The sequence below is a fragment of the Mycolicibacterium mageritense genome (assembly GCF_010727475.1).
Classification (GTDB): Bacteria; Actinomycetota; Actinomycetes; order Mycobacteriales; family Mycobacteriaceae; genus Mycobacterium; species Mycobacterium mageritense.
The window spans coordinates 5,252,113-5,273,189 of sequence record NZ_AP022567.1; the positions used below are offsets into that span (position 1 = coordinate 5,252,113).

Annotated in this window: 18 protein-coding genes; 10 read left to right on the top strand and 8 right to left on the bottom strand. The window is 65.4% G+C overall.

Going from position 1 to position 21,077, the window contains the following annotated elements:
- Positions 1-4: 4 nt before the first annotated feature.
- A complete protein-coding gene (locus tag G6N67_RS25320; protein WP_036427913.1) occupies positions 5-904 on the top strand; it encodes an FAD-binding protein in 900 nt (299 codons plus the stop codon).
- On the opposite strand, the gene G6N67_RS25325 is transcribed toward G6N67_RS25320, so the two are convergent.
- From G6N67_RS25325 to G6N67_RS25335, 3 genes are read right to left on the bottom strand one after another with little or no spacing between them, the layout of a single operon-like run.
- Positions 854-2,716, bottom strand: coding sequence for a putative bifunctional diguanylate cyclase/phosphodiesterase (locus tag G6N67_RS25325; protein ID WP_036427910.1), 1,863 nt, complete (start codon positions 2,714-2,716; stop codon positions 854-856). The two genes, G6N67_RS25320 and G6N67_RS25325, sit on opposite strands and share 51 nt — an antisense overlap.
- Before the next feature lie 3 nt (positions 2,717-2,719).
- The gene (locus tag G6N67_RS25330) at positions 2,720-4,858 is read right to left on the bottom strand and encodes an Rv1355c family protein (protein WP_036427907.1); all 2,139 of its coding nucleotides are present in this window, start codon (positions 4,856-4,858) and stop codon (positions 2,720-2,722) included.
- Positions 4,855-5,604 (bottom strand): hypothetical protein, encoded by a 750-nt coding sequence (locus tag G6N67_RS25335; RefSeq protein ID WP_036427906.1) that lies wholly within the window; start codon positions 5,602-5,604, stop codon positions 4,855-4,857. The genes G6N67_RS25330 and G6N67_RS25335 overlap by 4 nt, the downstream gene beginning before the upstream one ends.
- 453 nt (positions 5,605-6,057) lie before the next feature.
- Here G6N67_RS25335 and purU point away from each other — a divergent pair, with 453 nt between their 5' ends.
- Both purU and G6N67_RS25345 read left to right on the top strand, forming a co-directional pair.
- Entirely contained in the window at positions 6,058-6,948 is an 891-nt protein-coding gene (gene purU, locus G6N67_RS25340) for a formyltetrahydrofolate deformylase (RefSeq protein WP_370466171.1), read from the top strand.
- A gap of 22 nt (positions 6,949-6,970) precedes the next feature.
- Positions 6,971-7,423, top strand: a complete 453-nt coding sequence (locus G6N67_RS25345; protein WP_036427904.1) for a MaoC family dehydratase — start codon at positions 6,971-6,973, stop codon at positions 7,421-7,423.
- A 42-nt stretch (positions 7,424-7,465) separates the two neighbouring features.
- On the opposite strand, the gene G6N67_RS25350 is transcribed toward G6N67_RS25345, so the two are convergent.
- Positions 7,466-8,287 carry a mycofactocin-coupled SDR family oxidoreductase gene (locus tag G6N67_RS25350; RefSeq protein WP_036427901.1) on the bottom strand — a complete coding sequence of 274 codons (822 nt, stop codon included), beginning with the start codon at positions 8,285-8,287 and terminating at the stop codon, positions 7,466-7,468.
- Positions 8,284-9,477, bottom strand: coding sequence for an acyl-CoA dehydrogenase family protein (locus tag G6N67_RS25355; protein WP_036427900.1), 1,194 nt, complete (start codon positions 9,475-9,477; stop codon positions 8,284-8,286). Before G6N67_RS25355 ends, G6N67_RS25350 begins: the two co-directional genes overlap by 4 nt.
- A 65-nt stretch (positions 9,478-9,542) precedes the next feature.
- Here G6N67_RS25355 and fabG point away from each other — a divergent pair, with 65 nt between their 5' ends.
- The 4 genes from fabG to G6N67_RS25375 are packed head-to-tail and all read left to right on the top strand — an operon-like array spanning position 9,543 to position 13,404.
- Entirely contained in the window at positions 9,543-10,331 is a 789-nt protein-coding gene (fabG, locus tag G6N67_RS25360) for a 3-oxoacyl-ACP reductase FabG (RefSeq protein WP_051578398.1), read from the top strand.
- Entirely contained in the window at positions 10,328-11,542 is a 1,215-nt protein-coding gene (locus G6N67_RS25365) for an acetyl-CoA C-acetyltransferase (protein ID WP_036427898.1), read from the top strand. Before fabG ends, G6N67_RS25365 begins: the two co-directional genes overlap by 4 nt.
- On the top strand, positions 11,539-12,732 hold the full coding sequence (locus G6N67_RS25370; protein WP_036427895.1) for an acyl-CoA dehydrogenase family protein: 1,194 nt from the start codon (positions 11,539-11,541) through the stop codon (positions 12,730-12,732). Before G6N67_RS25365 ends, G6N67_RS25370 begins: the two co-directional genes overlap by 4 nt.
- Before the next feature lie 3 nt (positions 12,733-12,735).
- Entirely contained in the window at positions 12,736-13,404 is a 669-nt protein-coding gene (locus G6N67_RS25375) for a GntR family transcriptional regulator (RefSeq protein ID WP_036427893.1), read from the top strand.
- Positions 13,405-13,415: 11 nt separating this feature from the next.
- On the opposite strand, the gene G6N67_RS25380 is transcribed toward G6N67_RS25375, so the two are convergent.
- The 3 genes from G6N67_RS25380 to G6N67_RS25390 all read right to left on the bottom strand — a co-directional run bounded on the left by G6N67_RS25380 (position 13,416) and on the right by G6N67_RS25390 (position 16,940).
- The gene (locus tag G6N67_RS25380) at positions 13,416-14,225 is read right to left on the bottom strand and encodes an IclR family transcriptional regulator (protein WP_036427891.1); all 810 of its coding nucleotides are present in this window, start codon (positions 14,223-14,225) and stop codon (positions 13,416-13,418) included.
- Positions 14,226-14,300: 75 nt separating this feature from the next.
- Positions 14,301-15,521 (bottom strand): M24 family metallopeptidase, encoded by a 1,221-nt coding sequence (locus G6N67_RS25385; RefSeq protein WP_036427888.1) that lies wholly within the window; start codon positions 15,519-15,521, stop codon positions 14,301-14,303.
- 66 nt (positions 15,522-15,587) lie between these two features.
- On the bottom strand, positions 15,588-16,940 hold the full coding sequence (locus G6N67_RS25390) for an MFS transporter (RefSeq protein ID WP_229477937.1): 1,353 nt from the start codon (positions 16,938-16,940) through the stop codon (positions 15,588-15,590).
- Positions 16,941-17,396: 456 nt separating this feature from the next.
- Between G6N67_RS25390 and G6N67_RS25395 the strand changes: the two genes are divergently transcribed.
- The 3 genes from G6N67_RS25395 (at position 17,397) to G6N67_RS25405 (ending at position 21,066) form a co-directional block, all read left to right on the top strand.
- On the top strand, positions 17,397-18,830 hold the full coding sequence (locus G6N67_RS25395) for a purine-cytosine permease family protein (RefSeq protein ID WP_051578830.1): 1,434 nt from the start codon (positions 17,397-17,399) through the stop codon (positions 18,828-18,830).
- 40 nt (positions 18,831-18,870) lie between these two features.
- Positions 18,871-19,794 carry a polysaccharide deacetylase family protein gene (locus G6N67_RS25400; protein WP_036434073.1) on the top strand — a complete coding sequence of 308 codons (924 nt, stop codon included), beginning with the start codon at positions 18,871-18,873 and terminating at the stop codon, positions 19,792-19,794.
- 84 nt (positions 19,795-19,878) lie between these two features.
- A complete protein-coding gene (locus G6N67_RS25405; RefSeq protein WP_036427886.1) occupies positions 19,879-21,066 on the top strand; it encodes a CaiB/BaiF CoA transferase family protein in 1,188 nt (395 codons plus the stop codon).
- The last annotated feature ends 11 nt before the right edge of the window (positions 21,067-21,077 follow it).

Consider the following 21,077-nt stretch of genomic DNA (forward strand, 5'->3'; position numbering starts at 1 on the left):
GTTGATGGACTGGGACGACGAGGTGGACGTCGTCTGCTGTGGCACCGGGCTCGGGATACTCGCCGTTGCCCTCGCGGCGGCCGAAGATGGCGCCGACGTCTTGGTCGCCCGTGCGGCGGTGCCGGCCGACGTGCCCCCGAGCCAGGACGACGCGACGCCGGCGTTGTTCGCAGGGGTCGACGACCCGCAAACTCGTGACTACTTCGATTCGCTGACCGCCGATGCCGCGGCAGCCGATCCGGTCGCAGCGGGCGCCGACCTGGAGACCCGCATCGTCAGCGAGCCGCGCCCGCTGAAGGCGGGTGGGCGGATCGCGCCGTTCTATGGATCCCGGTTACGTGAGTGGACCGGCCATTGCCTGGCGTCGCCGTACGGTGTGCTCTACACGCGGTTGACGGAGCGCGGGACGACCGCCATGAAGACCCGCTCCGGCGAAGACATCGAGGTGCGCGTCGTCGGTGCGGTGGAACCGCGGGACGGAGCCAGCGCGGCGTCGGCGGTCAACGACTGGCTGCTCGAGCAACTGGACGGCCGGGTGGAGATCGCCGACGATTGTTCGTTGCAGCGCATCGTGTTCGAAGAGGAACAGATCGCGGGTGTGGTGATCGACACCCCGCAGGGTTCCCGCGCCGTGCGGGCGCGCATCGGGTTGGCGTTCTCGACTTCCGCCCAGCCTTCGGCCGGGTCTTCGGCCGCAGAGCCGGGACGAGCGTTGCAGTTCGGCCTGGTGGGGTACAACGCGAGCAGGTTCGGCTGTGTCGAGCTGTTGGCCCCCGAGCCGGCCGCGTCCGGCGGCACTTCGGCGTACTGCCGGTCCAACCGGGTTCAGGACGACGTGCGGGAGACCGGCCGGTCACATGCGCGGCGCGGTCGAAAAGTGCACCGGTACCCGCCCTTTGGCTAGCAGGTCCATCATCTCGTTACCGAGGATGGGCTTGGATAGCAGGAAGCCCTGGGCGCGGTAGCAACCGTGCTGCAGCAGGGTCAGCGCGGCCCGCTCGGTTTCGACCCCCTCGGCCACCAGCTGTAGGCCGAACGCGCTTGCCAGTGCGATCACCGCTCGGACGATCGGCAGATCGCCAGGGTTGGAACCGAGTTCGGCCACGAAGCTGCGATCGATCTTGAGCGTGTCAACAGGCAGTGATTTCAGCATCGACAACACGCTGTACCCGGTGCCGAAATCGTCGATCGCGACCTGTACGCCCGCGCGTTTGAGGCCGTGCAGCGTGGTGCGCGTGGTTTCGATGTCTTGAACCACAACACTTTCGGTGATCTCCAGGCACACCGAACCGCGCGGCAGACCGAACTCTGCCATGGCGTTGGCCACCGATTCGACGAACCCGTCGGTCACAAGTTGAACAGGAGAGACGTTGATCCGCAGCAGAATTCGCCTACCCACCCCGCTCGCCCGCCACCGGGCGAACTCGGCGCACGCGTTCCGGAGCACCCAGCGGCCCAATTCCCCTGCGAGGTTGATCGATTCGGCCACCCCGATGAACGAGTCGGGCGCGAGCAGGCCTCGCGTGGGATGTTGCCAGCGCACCAGCGCCTCGGCGGCGAGCACCTCGCCGGTCCGCATGTCGATCTCGGGCAGGTAGTGCAGCAGCAGTGAGCCGTCCTCGATCACGTTCTGCAGGTGCAATTCGATGTCGTTGCGGAAGTCGATCTCCATCGCCATGGCGTCGGAGAACACCGCGATCTTGTTGCCGCCGGCATTCTTGGCGTTCAGCACCGCCGCGTCGGCGCGGCTGAGCAGCTCGGACGTCGAGTCTTTACCGGGGATCCCTTCGGCCAGACCGATACTCACCGTGCGGGTGAGCATTTCCCCGTCGATCGCCACCCGTTCGCGCAAGACCGTCTGCAGCCGATAGGCCAAGGCCTCGGCACGGTGTACCGACATCGGCACGCTCGGCACCACGACGAACTCGTCCCCGCCCAGTCGGGCGATCAACTTGGGCTCGTCGTCGCCGCGCTCCAGGCGCTCGGCCAGGATGCGGATGAACGCGTCGCCCGCGGTATGGCCCAGGTAATCGTTGATGGCCTTGAGCCGGTCCAGATCGAAGAACATCACCGAGACCGGGCCCGGCTGGCCGGGCGCCAACCGCTCCTCCAAGTGCGCCATCAGTGCGCGCCGGTTGTACAGCCCGGTGAGATCGTCGTGATCGGCGAGATAGCGCAGGCGTTCCTCGGCCGCGATACGAGCCTGAACCTGCGCGAACAACGAAGCAATTGCCTTGAGCGCGTTGAGCTCAGCGGTACTCCACTGGCGGTCACCAAATTTGACGAAGCCGAGCACCCCCGTCGTGATGTCTTCGGAAAGCAGCGGCACGGCGGCCATCGAGGTGCTCGGGACATGACGGCCGGCCTCGATCGTGCGCTGATAGTCCGTGGTGGCAGGTTCGGGCCGGAACACGGCCGGTTCCTTGTAGTTCTCGGACATCGCGAAGACCGGGTCGGCATCGGCGAAGTGGATGACCGCGAGCGGGTCGGTGTGGACATCGACAGGACGCGGTGGCCACTCGGCCACGAGTTTGGTCACGTGCGCCTTGTGGTCGTTGTGCCGCAGGAAACTCACATCGACGTCGAAATACGAGACGAGATCGGCCAGTACCGACGTGCTGACCTCGACAGAGGTTGCCGCGTTGACCGCCATCAACTGGGTGGCGACGCTGGTGACAACCGTTTCCAGACTGCGCGGCACGGGTACCTCCGCCATCCCTCAGCCGACCACGGGCTTGGTCGCCCGCGCCCATGGCCTGCGTCGGCTCCGCACCGATGGCCGTGGTGCGTGAGACAACCTGAGCACCAACGCCTGCGACTCGTCGCGTTCGGTTGCCGTCAGTCGGCGGAAGGACTGCTGCAGGCCACGCAACGCCGCGGCGTGATCCGGCGACAGTTCGGTGCGATCGGCGTCGTCGTGCGCATAGAGGAACACCGGGGAGACCGGCTGGACGGCCAGTCCGTGCTGCTGCGCGCTGATCCACACCGCCTCGACCGCCGAGCCGGCCTGTGCGTAGTCGGTGAGCCTGCGACCCTGCACCGATATCACCGCGACGGCCGAACTGCCCGTGACCCGCTTGTAGGTGTCATCACCGAGGGCGGTTCCGGCGTCCCAGTCGGACAGCTTGGCCATCACCTCGGGCCGGCGCAGGACGTCGAGCAGCACCAGGTCGCCCGGATCGAGCCCCAGGGTCATCACGTCCAGGCCCGCATCCTGATCCGGATCACCGGGCCAGCGCAGTTCGGAGAACATCTCGCGGTGCAGTCGGGGCGTGAGGTAGCGGATCCGGTCGGCTGCGGCGAGCAGACTCGCCGCCGCCTCGATATCGGTTGGTGTGTCGAGGATGTGCAGGCGTGCGCCCTCGGCCTGGGCGGCGGCACGCAGACCCTCGACGGTGTCGGGGGCGATGGCGGTCGACGATCCGTACGCGCGGTTGGTCTCGCGCTGCAGCATCGGCTCGTAACGGCCGGCGAGGACGGCGTCGGAACCGGGGGACAGCCGCATGATCCCGTACAGCGGCGTGCCCTCGTCGCCGCGATGCCAGTGCAGCTCGCCGGTCAAGCCGTGGGCCGCCGCGGCCACCCTGGCGTTGTATGCGGCCGCACCGAGTGCCACCGCGCTGCCGCGGTAGCCGACATCCATGGTCGTGGTGTACTCGGTGACCAGGCGCACACTGAACCGCTCACGTGTCGACTCGATGTGCCACGGCTGCACATTGCCACCAGACGGGGCTCGGGTGGCCGCCCATGCGATGAGATCGGCGACATCGGACGGTGCGTCCGCGGGGGCGGGTGGCGGCGCCGCGTCAGGCGGTTGCCGGTCCATCGGATCCTCGATCGCATCGAGTGCCGCGTCGACGTCGACACGGACCCGGCCGGAGGTCAGCGGTTCGCCCAGTCCGATGCGGCGGACAGCCTCCGCGATCACTGTCGCCCCGAGCACAACCTCACCGGCCAGCTGCGGCCAGGTCGACAACGTCTTGCCGACCTCGACGACCGATGCCGCCATGCGCGGCGACAGCTCCGGTGCGTCGAGCAGCCGCAGCACGTGGGGCACCTTGTCCTTGCTGGACAACCCGGCCAGCCGTGCGCCGTCGATGTCCCCGAGCAGCCCGTGCATCAACGGTCGAGCGGGATCGAGGTCGAAGCGCTCCACATCCAGCACGCCCCGGTCGCTCGTTGCCATCACGACGGGGATGCGACGAGCTCGGCACGCTTCGCGGACAAGGACTTTCGCATCCAGCGAGTCGCATTCCTCCACGACGACGTCGAGCCCGTCGAGGAAATCGTCGATCGTGCGCGCACTCACGCCGTCGAGATCCACCTGCACCGCGAGGTACGGGTCAAGTTCGGCGACCCTGCGGGCGGCCACGACGGCCTTGTTCAACCCCAGGTCGAACACCGAGGCCGGTACCCGGTTGAGGTTGGCCAGCTCCAACTCGTCGAAGTCGGTGAGGCGCAATTGCCCGCACAGACCTTCGGCGGCAAGGTTGTACGCCACCACATGTCCGACGCTGAGCCCGACGACACCGACCTTGAGCCCCGACAGCCGGCCCTGCTCGGCGGCGCTGATCAGGTTGCGGTTGCGGTCGAGGCGCAGCCGACGGTACCCGCGTGGCCCGAGGATCCTGACCACCGTGCGGCGCCACGGGTAGTACGCCCACCTGGTCGGCTCGTCGAGCACGTCGGCGTCGGGCCTGGGTGTCAACTCGGCCAACGACCGCAGTTGCGTTCCGCAGGTGTCGACCGTGGTGATCCGGGGATCGGCGCGCAGGCTCGCCAGCATCGCGGCACCGGACGGTTCGTCTCCGTCGATGATGACTGCTGTGCAGGTCGAGTCGTCTATGCCGTCGATCATCGTCCTGCCGCGGCGGTGAGGTCAACATTGCCGGTCGTCAGGATGCGCGGGGCGGCCAATTTGAGCTCGCGGTAGAATGCTGAAAGTTGCTGAGGGTCAGCATGATTGGCAACCGTTGACCGATCCCACCACATCATCTTGGTCTGGTAGCGCTCGTCGGGATACGGCGTGGCGGGAACTTTGGCCAGAACACCGCCCGACGACAGCCAGCGCTTGAGCACATAGGCCGCGGCGGTTGCCACGATGAACTGGATGTCGAGCAGCGCCATCGTGTGGAACGACATACGGGCCAACGTGACCGTGAGCGCGCGGCTCTGCTGAGGGTCGTCACCGACCCAGGCGGACTTCATCTCGACCACGCCGAAGGGTAACCGATCGGCGACCATCTTGCGCACGGCCGCCAGTCCCGGCTGGCCGGCCCACTCCACGACGGCGTGGCATTCGTCGACGTGGCGGTACGGACCTTTGGCCCGCAGGCCGCCGACGACGTCGCCGGCATCGTTGAGTCCGACGCAGAACAATGTGGTGTCGTCGCCCGTGCGGAGCGCATCCAGGTCGAGGGCTTGCTCGACACCGTGCTTGCGGTAGTTCTCCAGCGCGCCGCGGACGTATTCCTGCCACAGCTCCGGCTCGGATCGAGGGTCGGCCACGACGATTGTGCATTCGCTGTCTTGGTCCCACCACGTCGGGCTCTGGTCGAGCGTCAGCGGCGAGCGATCTGGGGCATCGAGTTGCGGAGCGGTCATTCGGTGTCCATTTCTTCGGTCGGCCGCGCCTTCAGATCGGCGCGACTGATATTTGGTGCGCTGCACAGGTCGTGCGAATACACGAAGTGAGTATCCCGCCGCAGGCCGATGTAATTCCAGCTAGCACGGAAAGCTTGTCGGGGGCGCCTTGGAATTTGAACCCCACCGATGGCATTTATGCACCGGTACGTGCGATTTTGGCAAATGCAGTCAAGATCAAAGTTAAAGGATAATTCGGTGTTGGTGCAGTTCAGCAAAAATTGATAATCGCCTGTGCGTCGTTTGAAGATATGGGGTGACGTTGGCGTTAGTTTTGCTGTCCCCGCACCAGCTAGTAGTGGCACCACGCTATTGCACGCCGGTGAACGCGAATGGGCGGCTCGGTAAATCGTGGTCGGCCGCGGTACCCCGGTTCGCCTGTGGGGATCGCCGTTGGGTGAGAATCTGGTGTTGATGGCTGAGCAATATCCCCTGGTACGCACCTTGCCGGTGCACGACATGGGCCGGCTGCTGCTGCGGTGTGCGGACCGGCCGGGACTCGTCGCGGCAATTAGCGGGTTCCTCACCGACGCCGGCGCGAACATCGTGTCGTTGGACCAACATTCCACCGAGCAGTCCGGTGGCACCTTCATGCAGCGGACGATCTTCCATCTGCCCGGCCTGACGGCCGTGCGAGACGAGCTGGAGCGCGCGTTCGCCGAACGCGTCGCGGGCCCGTTCGAGATGGACTTCCGTCTCACCGAGGCGGCCAAGCCCAAGCGCGTGGCGCTCATGGCCTCGCGGGAGGATCACTGTCTGCTCGATCTGCTCTGGCGCAACCGCCGCGGTGAGTTGGACATGACGGTGGCGATGGTGATCTCGAACCATCCCGACCTGGCCGAACAGGTGCGCGCCTTTGGCGTGCCCTATCTGTACGTACCCGCCACCAAGGAGAATCGCGCGGAGGCCGAACAGCGCCTCCTGGAGCTATTGCGTGGCAACGTCGATCTGGTGGTGCTGGCCAGGTATATGCAGATATTGACGCCCGATTTCCTGGACGCGGTCGGTTGCCCGCTCATCAATATTCACCACTCGTTCCTGCCCGCGTTCATCGGCGCCGCGCCCTACCGGCGCGCCAAGGAGCGCGGCGTCAAATTGGTCGGTGCGACTGCGCACTATGTGACCGGGGAACTCGACGACGGGCCGATCATCGAACAGGACGTGGTGCGCGTGGATCATCGCCACACCGTTGAGGATCTGGTGCGGCTGGGTGCGGATGTGGAGCGGGTGGTGTTGTCTCGCGCGGTGCTGTGGCACTGTGAGGATCGCGTGATCCGGTTCGGCAATCAGACCGTGGTCTTCTGATCCCGGTGCGAGAGGAGTGAGGGTGAAGGTCTTCAGCGGGCTCGACGAGTTCGTCGCGGCACAGGGCAGCGAGCTCGGTCCGACCGAATGGATGGAAGTCACCCAGGACCGCGTCAACCTGTTCGCCGACGCCACTGACGACCACCAGTGGATCCACGTCGACCCGGAGAAGGCGGCAGGGGGCCCGTTCGGCGGCACCATCGCGCACGGCCTTCTCACGCTGTCCTTGCTCCCGCACTTCACCCACCAGATGTACCGGGTCGACAACATCGCCATGGCGATCAACTACGGCTACAACAAGGTTCGCTTCATCACCCCGGTGCGCGTCGGCGCCAAGATCCGCGCCCGCGCGCAGGTTTCCGACGTGGCCAGGCTCGACGGTGCGGTGCAGGCGACCATGACCGTGACGGTCGAGATCGACGGCTCGGACAAACCCGCCGCCGTCGCCGAGTCGATCGTGCGCTTCATCGGCTGAGACCGCCCGCGCGCGGCCGGCGTCGCGGCGACGAGGACGCGATCAGAACTGGGTGGAGCCCAGGTCGACTGCGACGCGGCTGGCAGTGACGTATCGAGACTCGTCGCTGGCCAGCCAGATCGCCGCGTCGGCGATGTCTTCGGGTTCGGCGACGTAGTCCGGCAGGAACGGCGTCACCATCTGCATCAAGCCGGGATTGGTCTCGTTGGCCCGGTTGAGCGCGGCGAGCATGTCGCCCGTGCCCATCGGGGTGTTGACTGCGCCCGGATGCAGGCTGTTGACGCGGATCTTGTGTTTGCCGAGCTCGGCTGCGAACGCGCGGGCCATGCCTGCGACGGCATGCTTGCTCGCGGTGTAATGCACCATGAACGGCTGCATCTTGATGCCGGCAGCCGAGCTGATCAGGATGATCGACCCGCCGCGCCCGCCGTCGATGATGTGCTGGGCGCCGGCCATCACGGTGTTCCAGGTGCCCGTGACATTGATGTCCATGACGTCTTTGAACGATTGCGGGGTGGTTTCGTTCCACGGTTCTGGCACCGTGATGCCGGCGTTTGCGACGATGACGTCGAGCCTGCCGAACTCGGCGACGCCCTTGTCGACGATGACACGCAGGGCGTGGTGGTCGCGAGTGTCGGCTGCCGACGCCAGTATTCGCTTACCGGTGGCCTCGACCAGACGCACGGTCTCGGCGAGATCCTCGGGGGTGGCCGAGTCGTACGGCACGCTGGGCGGCAGCGGGCCGGCGATGTCGACCGCGATGATGTCGGCACCTTCCTTGGCCATCCGGACCGCGTGTGCTCGGCCCTGTCCGCGGGCCGCTCCGGTGATGAAGGCGACTTTTCCCGCGAGCCGGTCGCTCATCGATTCTCCTTGGTCTTGCGCTGTTGAGCTTTGACGAGGCCACCGCCGATGATCAGGCGCTGGATCTCGCTGGTGCCTTCGTAGAGCCGCAGCAGCCGGACTTCGCGATAGATCCGCTCGACCGGAACCTCGCGCATGTACCCGGTGCCGCCGTGGATCTGCACTGCGAGATCGGCCACGGTGCCCGCCATTTCGGTGCAGAACAGTTTCGCGGCCGACGGCGCGATGCGGCGGTCTTCCCCTGACACCCACTTGGCCGCGGCGTCGCGCACCAATGCCCGGCCGGCCATCACTCCGGTCTGCTGGTCGGCGAGCATGGCCTGCACCAGCTGAAAGCTGCCGATGGGTTGGCCACCCTGGGTCGCCGCGGCGGCGTAGGCCACCGATTCGTCGAGCGCGCGCTGCGCGGAGCCGACGGCGAGCGCCGCGATGTGGACCCGGCCGCGGGCCAGGGAGGTCATCGCGGCGCGGTAGCCGACGTCCTCGCTGCCACCCACGAGTGCGCTGCCGGGCACCCGCACCTCGTCGAAGGTGACGTCCGCGGTCCAGGCGCCCTCCTGGCCCATCTTGGCGTCTTTGGCGCCGACCTCGACGCCGGCGGCGTCGGCCGGCACCAGAAAAACAGCGATACCTGAGCCGTTTTCGTCGGCGGGGCGAGTGCGGGCGAACACAACGAACAGATTCGCGGTGGGTGCGTTGGTGATGAACCGCTTCTGGCCGTCGATCACCCAGTCGTCCCCGTCGCGAACGGCCTTGGTGCGCAGGCCCGCCGGGTTGGATCCGGCGCCGGGCTCGGTGAGCGCGAACGAGGCGACCACGTCGCCGGAGGCGATGCCTTCGAGCCACTGGGTTTTCTGTTCATCGGTACCGAAGCCCACGAGAACCTGCCCGGCGATGCCGTTGTTGGTGCCGAACATCGACCGCAACGCCAGCGATGTGTAGCCGAATTCCATTGCCAGCTCGACGTCTTGGCTCAGGTTGAGGCCGAGGCCGCCCCACTGCTGGGGGATCGCGTAACCGAACAACCCCATGTCCTTCGCCTGCTGGCGCAGGTCGTCGGGCACGTGGTCGGTGGCCAGGATCTCGTTCTCGCGGGGCACCACGGCGGAGCGGATGAAGCTGCGGGTCTGGGCCAGGATCTCGGCGAAGTCCTCGTCGCAGACTTCGGCCGTGGCCGCGGTGGTGGTCACAGGACAGCTCCATTTCGTCGCGCGGGATCCGCGGGGCAATGAGTCGCCAATATCGTATATGAAATATGATCGTGCTCAGACAGAGCCTCCGGGATCGAAAGTTGGGTGATCAGGTGTCGTTGCTGACCGGTCAGACTGCAGTGGTGACAGGCGGTGCCCAGGGTCTGGGCCTGGCCATCGCCAAGCGCTTCATCGACGAGGGCGCCCGGGTGGTGCTCGGCGACCTCAACCTGGAGGCCACGGAGGCGGCCGCGAAAGAACTCGGCGGGTCCGAAGTAGCGACGGCGGTGCGCTGCGACGTGACCTCGGCCGCCGAGGTCGAGGCGCTCGTGCAGGCCGCGGTCGAGCGGTTCGGAGGGTTGGACATCATGGTGAACAACGCAGGCATCACGCGTGACGCGACCTTGCGCAAGATGACCGAGGAGCAGTTCGATCAGGTCATCGCGGTGCACCTGAAGGGCACCTGGAACGGCACCAAATCGGCCGCGGCGATCATGCGCGAGAACAAGCGCGGCGCGATCGTGAACATGTCTTCGATCTCGGGCAAGGTCGGCCTGGTCGGCCAGACCAACTATTCGGCGGCCAAGGCCGGCATCGTCGGCATGACCAAGGCGTCTGCCAAGGAACTCGCGCACCTCGGCGTGCGGGTCAACGCGATTCAGCCCGGCCTGATCCGATCGGCCATGACAGAGGCCATGCCGCAGCGGATTTGGGATCAGAAGCTGGCCGAGATCCCGATGGGCCGCGCCGGCGAGCCCGACGAGGTGGCCAAGGTGGCACTGTTCCTGGCCAGCGATCTGTCGTCGTACATGACCGGCACCGTGCTCGAGGTGACCGGCGGTCGGCACGTATGACCCGCGACGCGGTCATCTGCGAACCGGTCCGCACCCCCATCGGCCGCTACGGCGGCATGTTCGCGTCGCTGACCGCCGTCGAGCTCGGTGTCGCCGCGCTCAAGGGCCTGCTGGAACGCACCGGGGTGGCGCCCGAGCAGGTGCAGGACGTGATTCTCGGACACTGCTATCCCAACAGTGAAGCCCCGGCCATCGGTCGCGTCGTCGCGCTCGACGCCGGCCTACCGGTGACAGTTCCCGGGATGCAGGTCGACCGCCGGTGCGGCTCCGGGTTGCAGGCGGTGATCCAGGCGTGCCTGCAGGTGCGCAGCGGAGACAACGATCTCGTGGTGGCCGGCGGCGCCGAGAGCATGAGCAACGTGGCGTTCTACTCCACCGACATGCGGTGGGGCGGGGCCCGCAGCGGCGTGCAGATCCACGACGGGCTGGCACGTGGCCGCACCACCGCCGGTGGGCAGTTCTACCCCGTGCCGGGCGGAATGCTGGAGACCGCCGAGAACCTGCGCCGCGAGTACGGCATCACCCGGGTCGAGCAGGACGAGCTCGCGGTGCGCTCACATCGCAGCGCGGTGGCGGCCCAGGAGTCCGGGGTGCTGGCCGAGGAGATCATCCCGGTCACCGTCCGCTCACGTGAGGGCGACACGGTGATCGACACCGATGAGCATCCGCGTGCCGACACCACGGTCGAGGCCCTGGCCAAGCTCAAACCCGTTCTGCTCAAGCAGGATCCGGAAGCCACTGTGACCGCGGGCAACTCCAGCGGCCAGAACGACGCCGCATCGATGTGCATCGTGACCACTCCGGAGAAGGCTGCCGAGCTGGGCCTGCGGCCGCTCGTGCGCATGGTGTCGTGGGGATCGGCGGGCGTCGCGCCCAACGTCATGGGCATCGGACCGGTGCCTGCCACCGAGGTGGCCCTGGCCAAGGCCGATCTGCAACTGAGCGACATCGACCTGATCGAGCTCAACGAGGCGTTCGCGGCGCAGGCGCTGGCCGTGATGAAGGAGTGGAAGTTCGGCGAGGCCGACTTCGAGCGCACCAACGTCCGAGGCTCCGGGATCTCGCTGGGGCATCCGGTCGGCGCGACCGGCGGGCGGATGCTCGCCACGTTGGCCCGGGAACTGGATCGGCGCCAGGTCCGCTACGGGCTGGAGACCATGTGCATCGGCGGTGGCCAGGGACTGGCCGCAGTGTTCGAGAGGGTGTCATGACCAGACTCGCGCAGACCCTGGGGCTCACCGAGTTCCAGACCGAGATCGTCTCGACCGTACGGCAATTCGTCGACAAGGAGGTGATCCCGACCGCCCAGGAGCTGGAGCATTCCGACACCTACCCGCAGGCCATCGTCGACCAGATGAAGGACATGGGCCTGTTCGGCTTGATGATCCCCGAGGAGTACGGCGGGCTCGGCGAATCGCTGCTGACGTACGCGCTGTGCGTCGAGGAACTGGCTCGTGGCTGGATGAGCGTGTCCGGCGTGATCAACACCCACTTCATCGTCGCGTACATGATCCGTCAGCACGGCACCGACGCCCAGAAGCGGAACTTTCTGCCGCGCATGGCAACTGGCGAGACCCGAGGTGCGTTCTCGATGTCGGAGCCTGAACTGGGCTCGGATGTGGCCGCCATCCGGACCCGCGCCGTCAAGCAGCCGGATGGGGACTACACGATCGACGGTCAGAAGATGTGGCTGACCAACGGCGGCAGTTCCACCTTGGTGGCCGCGCTGGTGCGCACCGATGAGGGGGCCGACAAGCCACATCGCAATTTGACGGCATTCCTGGTTGAAAAGCCCACGGGCTTCGGCGAAGTCGTGCCCGGGCTGACCATTCCCGGCAAGCTGGACAAGCTGGGCTACAAGGGCATCGACACCACCGAGCTGATCTTCGACGGCTACCGCGCCAGCGCCGACGACGTGCTCGGCGGCGTCACCGGCCAGGGCTTCTTCCAGATGATGGACGGTGTCGAGGTCGGACGCGTGAATGTGTCTGCGCGCGCCTGTGGGGTGGGCATCCGTGCGTTCGAACTGGCGGTGCGCTACGCCCAGCAACGCGAGACCTTCGGCAAGCCGATCGCCGAACACCAGGCCGTGGCGTTCCAATTGGCCGAGATGGCAACCAAAGTCGAGGCTGCCCATCTGATGATGGTCAACGCAGCCCGGCTCAAGGACTCCGGTGAGCGCAACGACGTCGCGGCCGGTATGGCGAAGTACCTGGCCAGCGAGTTCTGTTCGGAGGTCACCCAGCAGAGCTTCCGGATCCACGGTGGGTACGGCTACTCCAAGGAGTACGAGATCGAGCGGCTGATGCGCGACGCTCCATTCCTGCTGATCGGTGAGGGCACGAGCGAGATCCAGAAGAACATCATCAGCAAGCGTCTCTTGTCCGACTATCGGGTCTGAGCCGTGTCCATACCCGATTTCGCCGCCCGGCCACAGCTGGCCGAGGATGTCGCGCGACTGATCCGGCGACGGATCTTCGATGGCACGTATCCGGCGGGCAACTACATCCGCCTCGAGCAGCTTGCCGCCGAACTGGGCATCAGCGTCACGCCGGTACGCGAGGCGTTGTTCGGGTTGCGCGCGGAGGGGCTGCTCACCCAGCAGCCGCGTCGCGGTTTCGTGGTGCTGCCCGTGACCCGGCGTGACATCGAGGATGTGGCGGGCGTGCAGGCGCACATCGGCGGACAGCTGGCCTGCCGCGCGGCCGACCAGATCACCGATGCGCAGCTGGCCGAGCTCGAGCGCATCCAGCAGCAACTCGAACAGGCATACGCTCACGGTGACCACGACGGAGCCGTCCGGCTCAACCATGCGTTTCACCGCGGGGTCAACCGGGCCGCCGAGTCACCGAAACTCGCACAGCTGATGTCCCAGATCACCCGGTACGCACTGGAATCGGTGTATCCGACGGTCGAAGGCTGGCCCGAGCAGTCGACGCATCATCACCGCCAGATCCTGGCGGCGCTCAAGGCGAGGGACGGGCAACTGGCGCGCGATGCCATGGCCGAACACCTGTGTGCGGCTTCGAAGCCGCTGACCGATCACCTCGCGCGGCTGGGTGTGTTGGAGTAGCGCGCGGACAGTCAGCTGCTCGGGCTGGATGTTCCGCCACCCAGGCGCTGCGAGACATGCCGGGCAGTTTCGGCGACGGTGCGGCCGATCGGTTCGAGCATGGTGGGGGGAACTCGAAACCGGGGAGCTGACAGGAGAATTGCCGCGACGAGCACACCGCGATGATCATGGACGGGTGCGCAGATACCGACCTCCTCGATCGAGGTGCGGCCGTCGTTGACCGCGTAACCCTGGTCACGGGCCCTGTCCAACTCTTCGAGATATGCATGGACTGCTTGTGTGTCGTCCGGTCCGACGAGGAGGCGTCGGTCGAACAGCCGCTGCACCTCGGCCCGAGGCATCTCTGACAGAAAAACCTGGACTGAGGAGCTTTGGTAGGTGTCGTATCGGGTGCCGACGGACGCCGTGTGTTTGACCTGCTGGGGGCTTTGCACCTGTTCGACGACCACAGACTCGTGCCCGTTCCACACCATGAGTGCGCTGGTCTCGCCGGTGCGCCGGGTGAGTTCCTCCAGCTCGGGCTGTGCCACACGGCGCACGTCGAGGTTCGCCAGCAGGGGACCGGTCAGTGCGATCAGCCCAAGACCCAGCCGGAAGCGGCCGGTGCTGTTGTCGCGCTCGACGTAACCGGCCTTCTCCAGCGTGGCAAGGATCCGGGACACGCTGCTCTTGTGGAGGTCCACCTTCCGTGCGATCTCGGTGACTCCCAGTACGGGCTCAGTGATCGAGAATGACTCGAGCACGCGAAGCCCGTTGAGCAACACTGATGCCGACGGCCTGGCGTCGCCGTTCTCCTCCGCGAGTGAATCAACGCCAGCCACGTCCCGGTCCTCCTACCGCGATACCCGCTTCCCATTGTCAACCCGGCTGGGCGCCGATCAAGGCCGCCGCGGCGCTCACACGCCGATGATGTTGTGTTCCGGGCCGAACGGAAACTTGGTGATGTTCTCTGCCCCGTCTTCGCCGACAACGAGAATATCGTGTTCACGGTATCCGCCCGCGCCGGCCCGACCCTCAGGGATCATGATCATCGGTTCCATCGACACCACCATGCCCGGTTCGAGAACCGTTTCGATGTCTTCCCGCAACTCCAGACCGGCTTCGCGTCCGTAGTAATGGGAGAGCACGCCGAACGAATGCCCGTATCCGAATGTCCGGTTCGGCAGCAGACCGTAACCCTGGTAGATCTCGTTGAGTTCGGCGGCGATTTCCTTGCAGACGGCACCAGGCTTGATCAACTCCAGGCCTCGACGGTGCACCTCCACGTTGATCTCCCAGAACCGTAGGTGTTCTGCTGACGGTTCGCCGTAGAACAGCGTCCGCTCGAGAGCGGTGTAGTAGCCGGCGATCATCGGAAAACAGTTGAGCGACAGGATGTCTCCACGCTGCACCTGGCGGCTCGTGGCCCAGTTGTGGGCGCCGTCGGTGTTGATGCCGGACTGGAACCACACCCACGTGTCCCGCAGTTCGGCGTGCGGGAATGTGCGGGCGATCTCGCGGATCATCGCGTTCGAGCCGGCGATCGCCACCTCGTACTCCGGTATGCCCTCGGTGATCGCGTCACGAACGGCTGTACCTCCGAGGTCGCCGATCCGGGCTCCGTGCTTGATCAGTTCGATCTCTTCGGGTGACTTGATCATGCGCAGCCGCATGGTTGCGGCGGCCACATCGGTGGGCTGCAGGTCGGGCAGTACGGTGCTGATACGAGCGAGCAGATCGGGGTTGATGTGGTCGTTTTCGATACCGAGCCGGCCCTTGCTGATGCCGTGCTTGGCAAGCACTTGCGCGACCGAGTACTCGAAATTGTCGCGCTGCCAGTCTGTGTAGACGACGTTGTCACCGAACGTACGCCGCCAGGGCATGCCCGCATCGATGTTGGCAGTGACCGTGGTGGAGCCGTATTGGGTCACCACCAATGCGTAGGGCCGGCCGAATGCGGTGTAGAGAAAGTCGGAGTAGTAGTTGATGTTGTGGTAGCTGGTGAACACCACCGCTTCAAGGTCGTCGGTGATCATCTGCTTGCGCAATGCGGTCAGGCGGCGCTCCATCTCCTCTGCACTGAAGGTGGGAACGACCTTGTCCCCGTTGGGGATCTGCTTCATACGCTCGAGGTTCATGAGTGATTCCTTTCGATTTCCATGGGTGGCGTCCGCTGACACCATTGATTTGACGATGGATGTTGTTCAGTCGGCGAGGCGTTCGCGCGCGGTCTCTCGTGCCGCGAGCATGGCGGCCATCGCAACCAGTGCGGCCGCGACGAGATACCACGCGGGAGCGAGATTGCTGCCCGTGAGTGTGATCAGCAGTGTCGCAACGAACGGCGCGGTTCCACCGAATAGTGCGTTGGCGGTGTTGAAGCTGAAGGCGAAGCCGCTGTAGCGAACCCGAGTCGGGAAGATCTCGGCGAGAAATGTGGGCAGGGTGCCGTCGTTCATCGTCAGGAACGCCGCGAGCACGATCTGAATGAGTGCAATCCCGACGACGCCCACCGCGCCGAGGGTGCTGAACAACGGTACGGTGCCAACCGCGAAGCAGATCGACGCGGCGATCAAGACTCTCTTGCGCCCGAACCGGTCCGACAGTGCACCCATGCCGAAGATGAAGACGACGTAGCAGGCCAAGGTGACCGAAGTGATGATGAACGAATCGGTTTCGTCGATGGCCAGTTGTTCCGACAAATACGTGGGCATGTAGCTCAGGAGCAGGTAGAACGCGACCGCGTTCAGGCACGTCGCGCCGAATGCGATAACGATCGCGCGGCGGTGACCGGTGAACAGGATCGACAGTGGGGTGTTGGACTCGACATTGATGTTGCGTTCCATTTCCCGGAATTTCGGGGTGTCCTCGAGGCGGAAGCGGATATAGCGGCCGATCAGGCCCAGCGGTGCGGCGAGCAGGAATGGCAGGCGCCACCCCCAAGAGTCGAGCTGCTCTGTGGACAGCAGCGCCGTGAGCAGGGCTGCCAGCAGCGATCCGAAAAGCAGCCCGGCGGCGGTGGAGGCGGGTACCACGCTCGTCAGTAGTCCCCGCCTGCGGTCAGGGGCGTACTCGGCGAGGAACGCGGACGCTCCGGCGTACTCACCTGAGGCGGAGAAACCTTGCACCATGCGGGTCACCAACAGCAGGACGGGTGCGGCGAAGCCGATCTGATGGAATCCGGGAATCAGCGCGATGCAGAAGGTCGCGGTCGACATGACAAGGATCGACACCGAGAGTGCGTTGCGTCGACCGACCTTGTCGCCGTAGTGACCCCAGAACAATCCACCGACTGGCCGGATGATGAACGAGATCGCGAAGACGCCGTAGGTGGCCAGTAGTCCGGTGGTCGGAGAGCTTTCGGGAAAGAACACCCGTGCGATCACGACCGCCAGGTAGCCGTAGACCGCGTAGTCGAACCATTCGACGAAATTGCCGATAAAGCTCGCTGTGACGACTTTCGTCAGCACGCGGTCACCGGATCCGGGCGTGCCGGCCCGACCGGCCTCAGTCGACGTGCCCGCCGCGTGCCCGGCAGGTGATTGGGGGTGGTTGATCACGCCGACTCCTCTAAGCGAATGTTCACCATGTGTTGCAGCTAGTGCAACATTGTTCTGTTGAGCGAAGCTACTGTGCTCTGTGTCATATGTCAACGAGTTCGGCTGACGCGCTTGTTGAATCGTCGCGGTTATGGCGTTTAACGCCGTGGTAATCGCCTAGTAACGCGCAAGTGTGAAGACCACGGCGCACTGTGGCGTGGTCCCTTCGTGTTGACATGAGTGCATCAGTGTTGCATTGTGGCTTCAGCCTAGGGCGCGGTGGACTCGCACGATCGTTGCCCGTGGCCCTGGTCGAGCGTCCGCCGCCTGCTCAGCCGCCGATGACCGTGGTCTTTGCCGATCGCACCCGGCGGCGGTTGGCATCAGAAGCACAGGAGCACTCCCGTGAGTACCGATCACCCTCCGAACGTCGGTTCTGCTCATTCGACAGCTGCGGCAGTGTCCGCCGCCGAGAATGTGAGCGTGACCGTGCCGCAAACCGACATCCATCAGATCGAGGAGGTGCTGCAGCCGATTCCTGAATCGGTCCGTACCACAAGAGTTTCAGGCCAGTTCTGGATCTGGGCAGGCGCCAACATCGCGCCGATCAACTGGGTTCTCGGTGCCTTGGGCATCGGTCTCGGACTCGGGCTGCGCGACACTCTCATCGTCCTGATCGTCGGAAATGCCGTAGGGATGGGGCTGTTCGGCGTCTTCGTTCTCATCGGCCAGCAGACGGGGGTAACCGGCATGGTGCTCTCCCGGGCCGCCTTCGGGCGTCGCGGTGCCTATCTGCCCGCCGCGATCCAGGCAACGCTGGCCGTCGGCTGGTGCGCGGTCAACACCTGGATCATCCTCGACCTCGTCATGGCGCTGCTGGGCAAGCTCGGCGTGGTCGACCCGGAAGCGCCGAACATCGCCGCGAAGATCATGGTGGCCGCGACGATCATGGCGATCCAGGTGACCATCGCGTGGTTCGGCTACCGGACCATCGCCGCGTTCGAGCGATGGACAGTCCCGCCGACATTGGCAGTGTTGATCCTGATGTCGATCGTCGCGTGGTTCCACCTGGACATCGACTGGTCCTACGCGGGGGCGGCCGGTCAGGTGCTGCAGGGCGGGGAGCGTGTCGCAGCCATGTCGGCCGTGATGACTGTGATCGGAATTGGTTGGGGCATCACGTGGTTCACCTATGCCGCTGACTATTCGCGGTTTGTCAGCACCACGGTGCCGAGGCGCAACCTGTACTTGGCCAGCGCCCTGGGCCAGTTCATCCCGGTGGTCTGGCTGGGAGTCCTCGGGGCGAGTCTGGCAACGACCAACGGGTCAGTCGATCCCGGCCGGCTGATCGTGGACAACTACGGTGCGTTGGCATTGCCAGTGCTGTTCTTGGTGATCCACGGGCCGATAGCGACCAACATCCTCAACATCTACACGTTCTCCGTCGCTACGCAGGCCCTCGACGTCAAGGTGCACCGCCGCAAGCTCAATCTGTTCGTCGGGGTGTTCGCGCTGGCGGCGGTCATATTCTTCATCTTCCAGTCCAGCCTGGCCACGGTCCTGAGCACGTGGCTCGGTGCGATCGTCGCGTGGATTGCGAGCTGGGCCGGCATCATGCTGGTGCATTACTTCGTCATCGCGAACAGGCAGCTCGACGCGCAGCGATTGTTCGATCCGATCGGATCGCGCCGCCTGCCAGACGTGAACTGGGCCACGATGGTGTGCTTCGCGGCCGGAATCGCAGCCACCTGGATGTTCATGTACGGGCCGGCGGAAGTCATGCAGGGGTTCGGATCCCGCGCCCTTGGCGGGCTCGACCTGTCCTGGCTGGCCGGCGGTGTCGTCGCGGCGGCCGCCTACGCGGCGCTCGGCCCGATGGCGTACAGGAGCTACCGGGCCGTTCCCCGTTGATCACACCACCGATATGGCACTGCGCACAAAGGAGTTCGCAATGACAGCACCGACCCCTCACGGTCGCGACGACCTGGCCTGGCCGCAGGGCTACCGGGCAGCGGCCGCCTTTACTTTCGATGTCGACGCGGAATCATGTGTACTGGCACATGATCCGCGCTCGGCCGCGCGGATGTCACTGATGAGCCATCAGGCCTACGGTCCCCGCGTCGGGGTACCCCGGTTGCTGCGCCTGCTCGAACGCCAGGACGTCCGCGCCACGTTCTTCATCCCCGGTTTCACGGCAGAGTGCTACCCGAGCACGGTCAAGTCCATCATCGACGGTGGGCACGAGGTCGGGCACCATGGCTACCTTCACGAACCGATGCAAGGGATAGCCGCCGAAACCGAGGCGGGCTACCTCGACCGCGGGCTGGATGCCCTTGAACGCGTCGCCGGACTCCGTCCGGTCGGGTACCGCGCGCCATGGTGGGAGACCAACTGGCACACGCCGGGGCTGCTGGCGCAGCGCGGGTTTCGCTACGATTCCAGCCTGCTCGATGGAGACAAGCCCTACCGTTTTGCCGTCGAACCCGGTAGTGCGCAGACCTTGATCGAAATTCCGGTGGATTGGGCTCTCGACGACTGGGAGCAGTACGCGTTCTATCCCGGAGTGACCGGAAGCGGGGTCATCGAAAGTCCCGCGAAGGTACTCGAGATGTGGACGCTGGAAGCGCAGGCGCACCACCGCGAAGGTGGCTGCTTCGTGCTCACCAACCATCCGTTCATTTCCGGTCGCCCGTCGAAAGCCGCTGCGCTGGAACAATTGATCGAGACTGTCAAGGCGATGGACGGCATGTGGGTGACCACCCTGGCCGAGATCGCCGCCCACGCCGAACGGACGTGCACGGAAACGGTCGTGCACACCAGGTTCGACGTTCCGGCCTTTCCCGATGTGCAGATCCGACGGACGCCGGCGTACTGATCGGGAATGATGGCGTGACCACCCAAGCCGCACATCTTCGTACTGTAATACTTACAGTCGGTCGTTCGGCTAGAGTCGGTGAGCATGCCAGGCGTTCTCGAAGGGATTCGGGTGCTCGACTACGGTCGCTTCATCGCGGCACCGTGGTGCAGCGCGATCCTCGCCGACATGGGTGCCGACGTGCTGCGGGTCGAGAAGCGCGAAGGGGGAGAGGATCGCTGGGTCCAGGCCGTCACAGCGGGCGGTGAGGGAGGCACGTTCCTGCAGTGCAACCGCAATAAGCGCTCACTCACCCTGGATTCCACGACACGCGAAGGTGCGGAGATCACTCGGCGGCTGGTCGCCCGCTCCGACATCGTGATCGCCAACATGCCTGCCGCGGCGATGCGGGCCAGCGGTCTGGATTACGACACGCTCAAGGCGATCAAACCGGACATCATCCTGGCCAGCGCCACGGCATACGGCGAAGGCGGGCCGTACAGCGCCAAGATCGGGTTCGACGGTGCGGGACAGGTCATGTCGGGCGCGGTGTATCGGCAGGGCCTGCCCGACCAGCCGATCCGAACCGTGGTGCCCTACGCCGACTTCGGCACGGCGCTCACGCTTGCGATCGGGGTGATGATGGCGCTCTACCACCGCGACCGGACGGGCCAGGGACAGCACGTGGAGGCGGCGCTGCTGCCGACGGCGTTGATGTTGTCGAACGCATTCCTGATCGAGCGCGAACTGCTGCACACCGACAAGCCCAGGATGGGCAACAAGGGCGCCTCGGTCGCGCCATGTGACCTGTATCGCACTGCTGACGATCAATGGGTGCTGCTGCAGGTGGCAGGCCAGCCCATGTTCAAACGCTGGTGCCGGCTGGTCGGGCGTGAAGACCTTTTCGACGATCCGCGCTTCGCCGACGACGACAGCCGCTGGGCCAATGGGGACATCCTCAACGACATCATGGCGCAGTGGTGTGCCGACAAGACCAAGGCTGAGCTGCTGGATTTGCTGGACAATGCGAAAATGCCCGCCGCTCCTCTGCATTCCACGCAGGATGTGCTCGATGATCCGCATGTGCGGGCCATGGGTTATCTGCAGCGGGTGCCGTTCCCCGGGGCATCACGTGACGTGCCGATCATCGAGACGCCGTTCCGGATGTCGGCGACGCCGGGCACAATCCGGCACAGGGCGCCGCTGCTCGGTGAGCACACCGACGACGTCCTCGCCGAGATCGGTTACGGCAGTGACGAGATCACGCGGCTGCGTGCGGATGCCATTGTCTGATGCGCGGCAAT

Bases quoted from the DNA above. Each gene is read 5' to 3' on its own strand.
- G6N67_RS25320 (WP_036427913.1), top strand. From the start codon at position 5: ATGGACTGGGACGACGAGGTGGACGTCGTCTGCTGTGGCACCGGGCTC.
- G6N67_RS25325 (WP_036427910.1), bottom strand. From the start codon at position 2,716: ATGGCGGAGGTACCCGTGCCGCGCAGTCTGGAAACGGTTGTCACCAGC.
- G6N67_RS25330 (WP_036427907.1), bottom strand. From the start codon at position 4,858: ATGATCGACGGCATAGACGACTCGACCTGCACAGCAGTCATCATCGAC.
- G6N67_RS25335 (WP_036427906.1), bottom strand. From the start codon at position 5,604: ATGACCGCTCCGCAACTCGATGCCCCAGATCGCTCGCCGCTGACGCTC.
- purU (WP_370466171.1), top strand. From the start codon at position 6,058: ATGGCTGAGCAATATCCCCTGGTACGCACCTTGCCGGTGCACGACATG.
- G6N67_RS25350 (WP_036427901.1), bottom strand. From the start codon at position 8,287: ATGAGCGACCGGCTCGCGGGAAAAGTCGCCTTCATCACCGGAGCGGCC.
- fabG (WP_051578398.1), top strand. From the start codon at position 9,543: ATGATCGTGCTCAGACAGAGCCTCCGGGATCGAAAGTTGGGTGATCAG.
- G6N67_RS25365 (WP_036427898.1), top strand. From the start codon at position 10,328: ATGACCCGCGACGCGGTCATCTGCGAACCGGTCCGCACCCCCATCGGC.
- G6N67_RS25370 (WP_036427895.1), top strand. From the start codon at position 11,539: ATGACCAGACTCGCGCAGACCCTGGGGCTCACCGAGTTCCAGACCGAG.
- G6N67_RS25385 (WP_036427888.1), bottom strand. From the start codon at position 15,521: ATGAACCTCGAGCGTATGAAGCAGATCCCCAACGGGGACAAGGTCGTT.
- G6N67_RS25400 (WP_036434073.1), top strand. From the start codon at position 18,871: ATGACAGCACCGACCCCTCACGGTCGCGACGACCTGGCCTGGCCGCAG.
- G6N67_RS25405 (WP_036427886.1), top strand. From the start codon at position 19,879: ATGCCAGGCGTTCTCGAAGGGATTCGGGTGCTCGACTACGGTCGCTTC.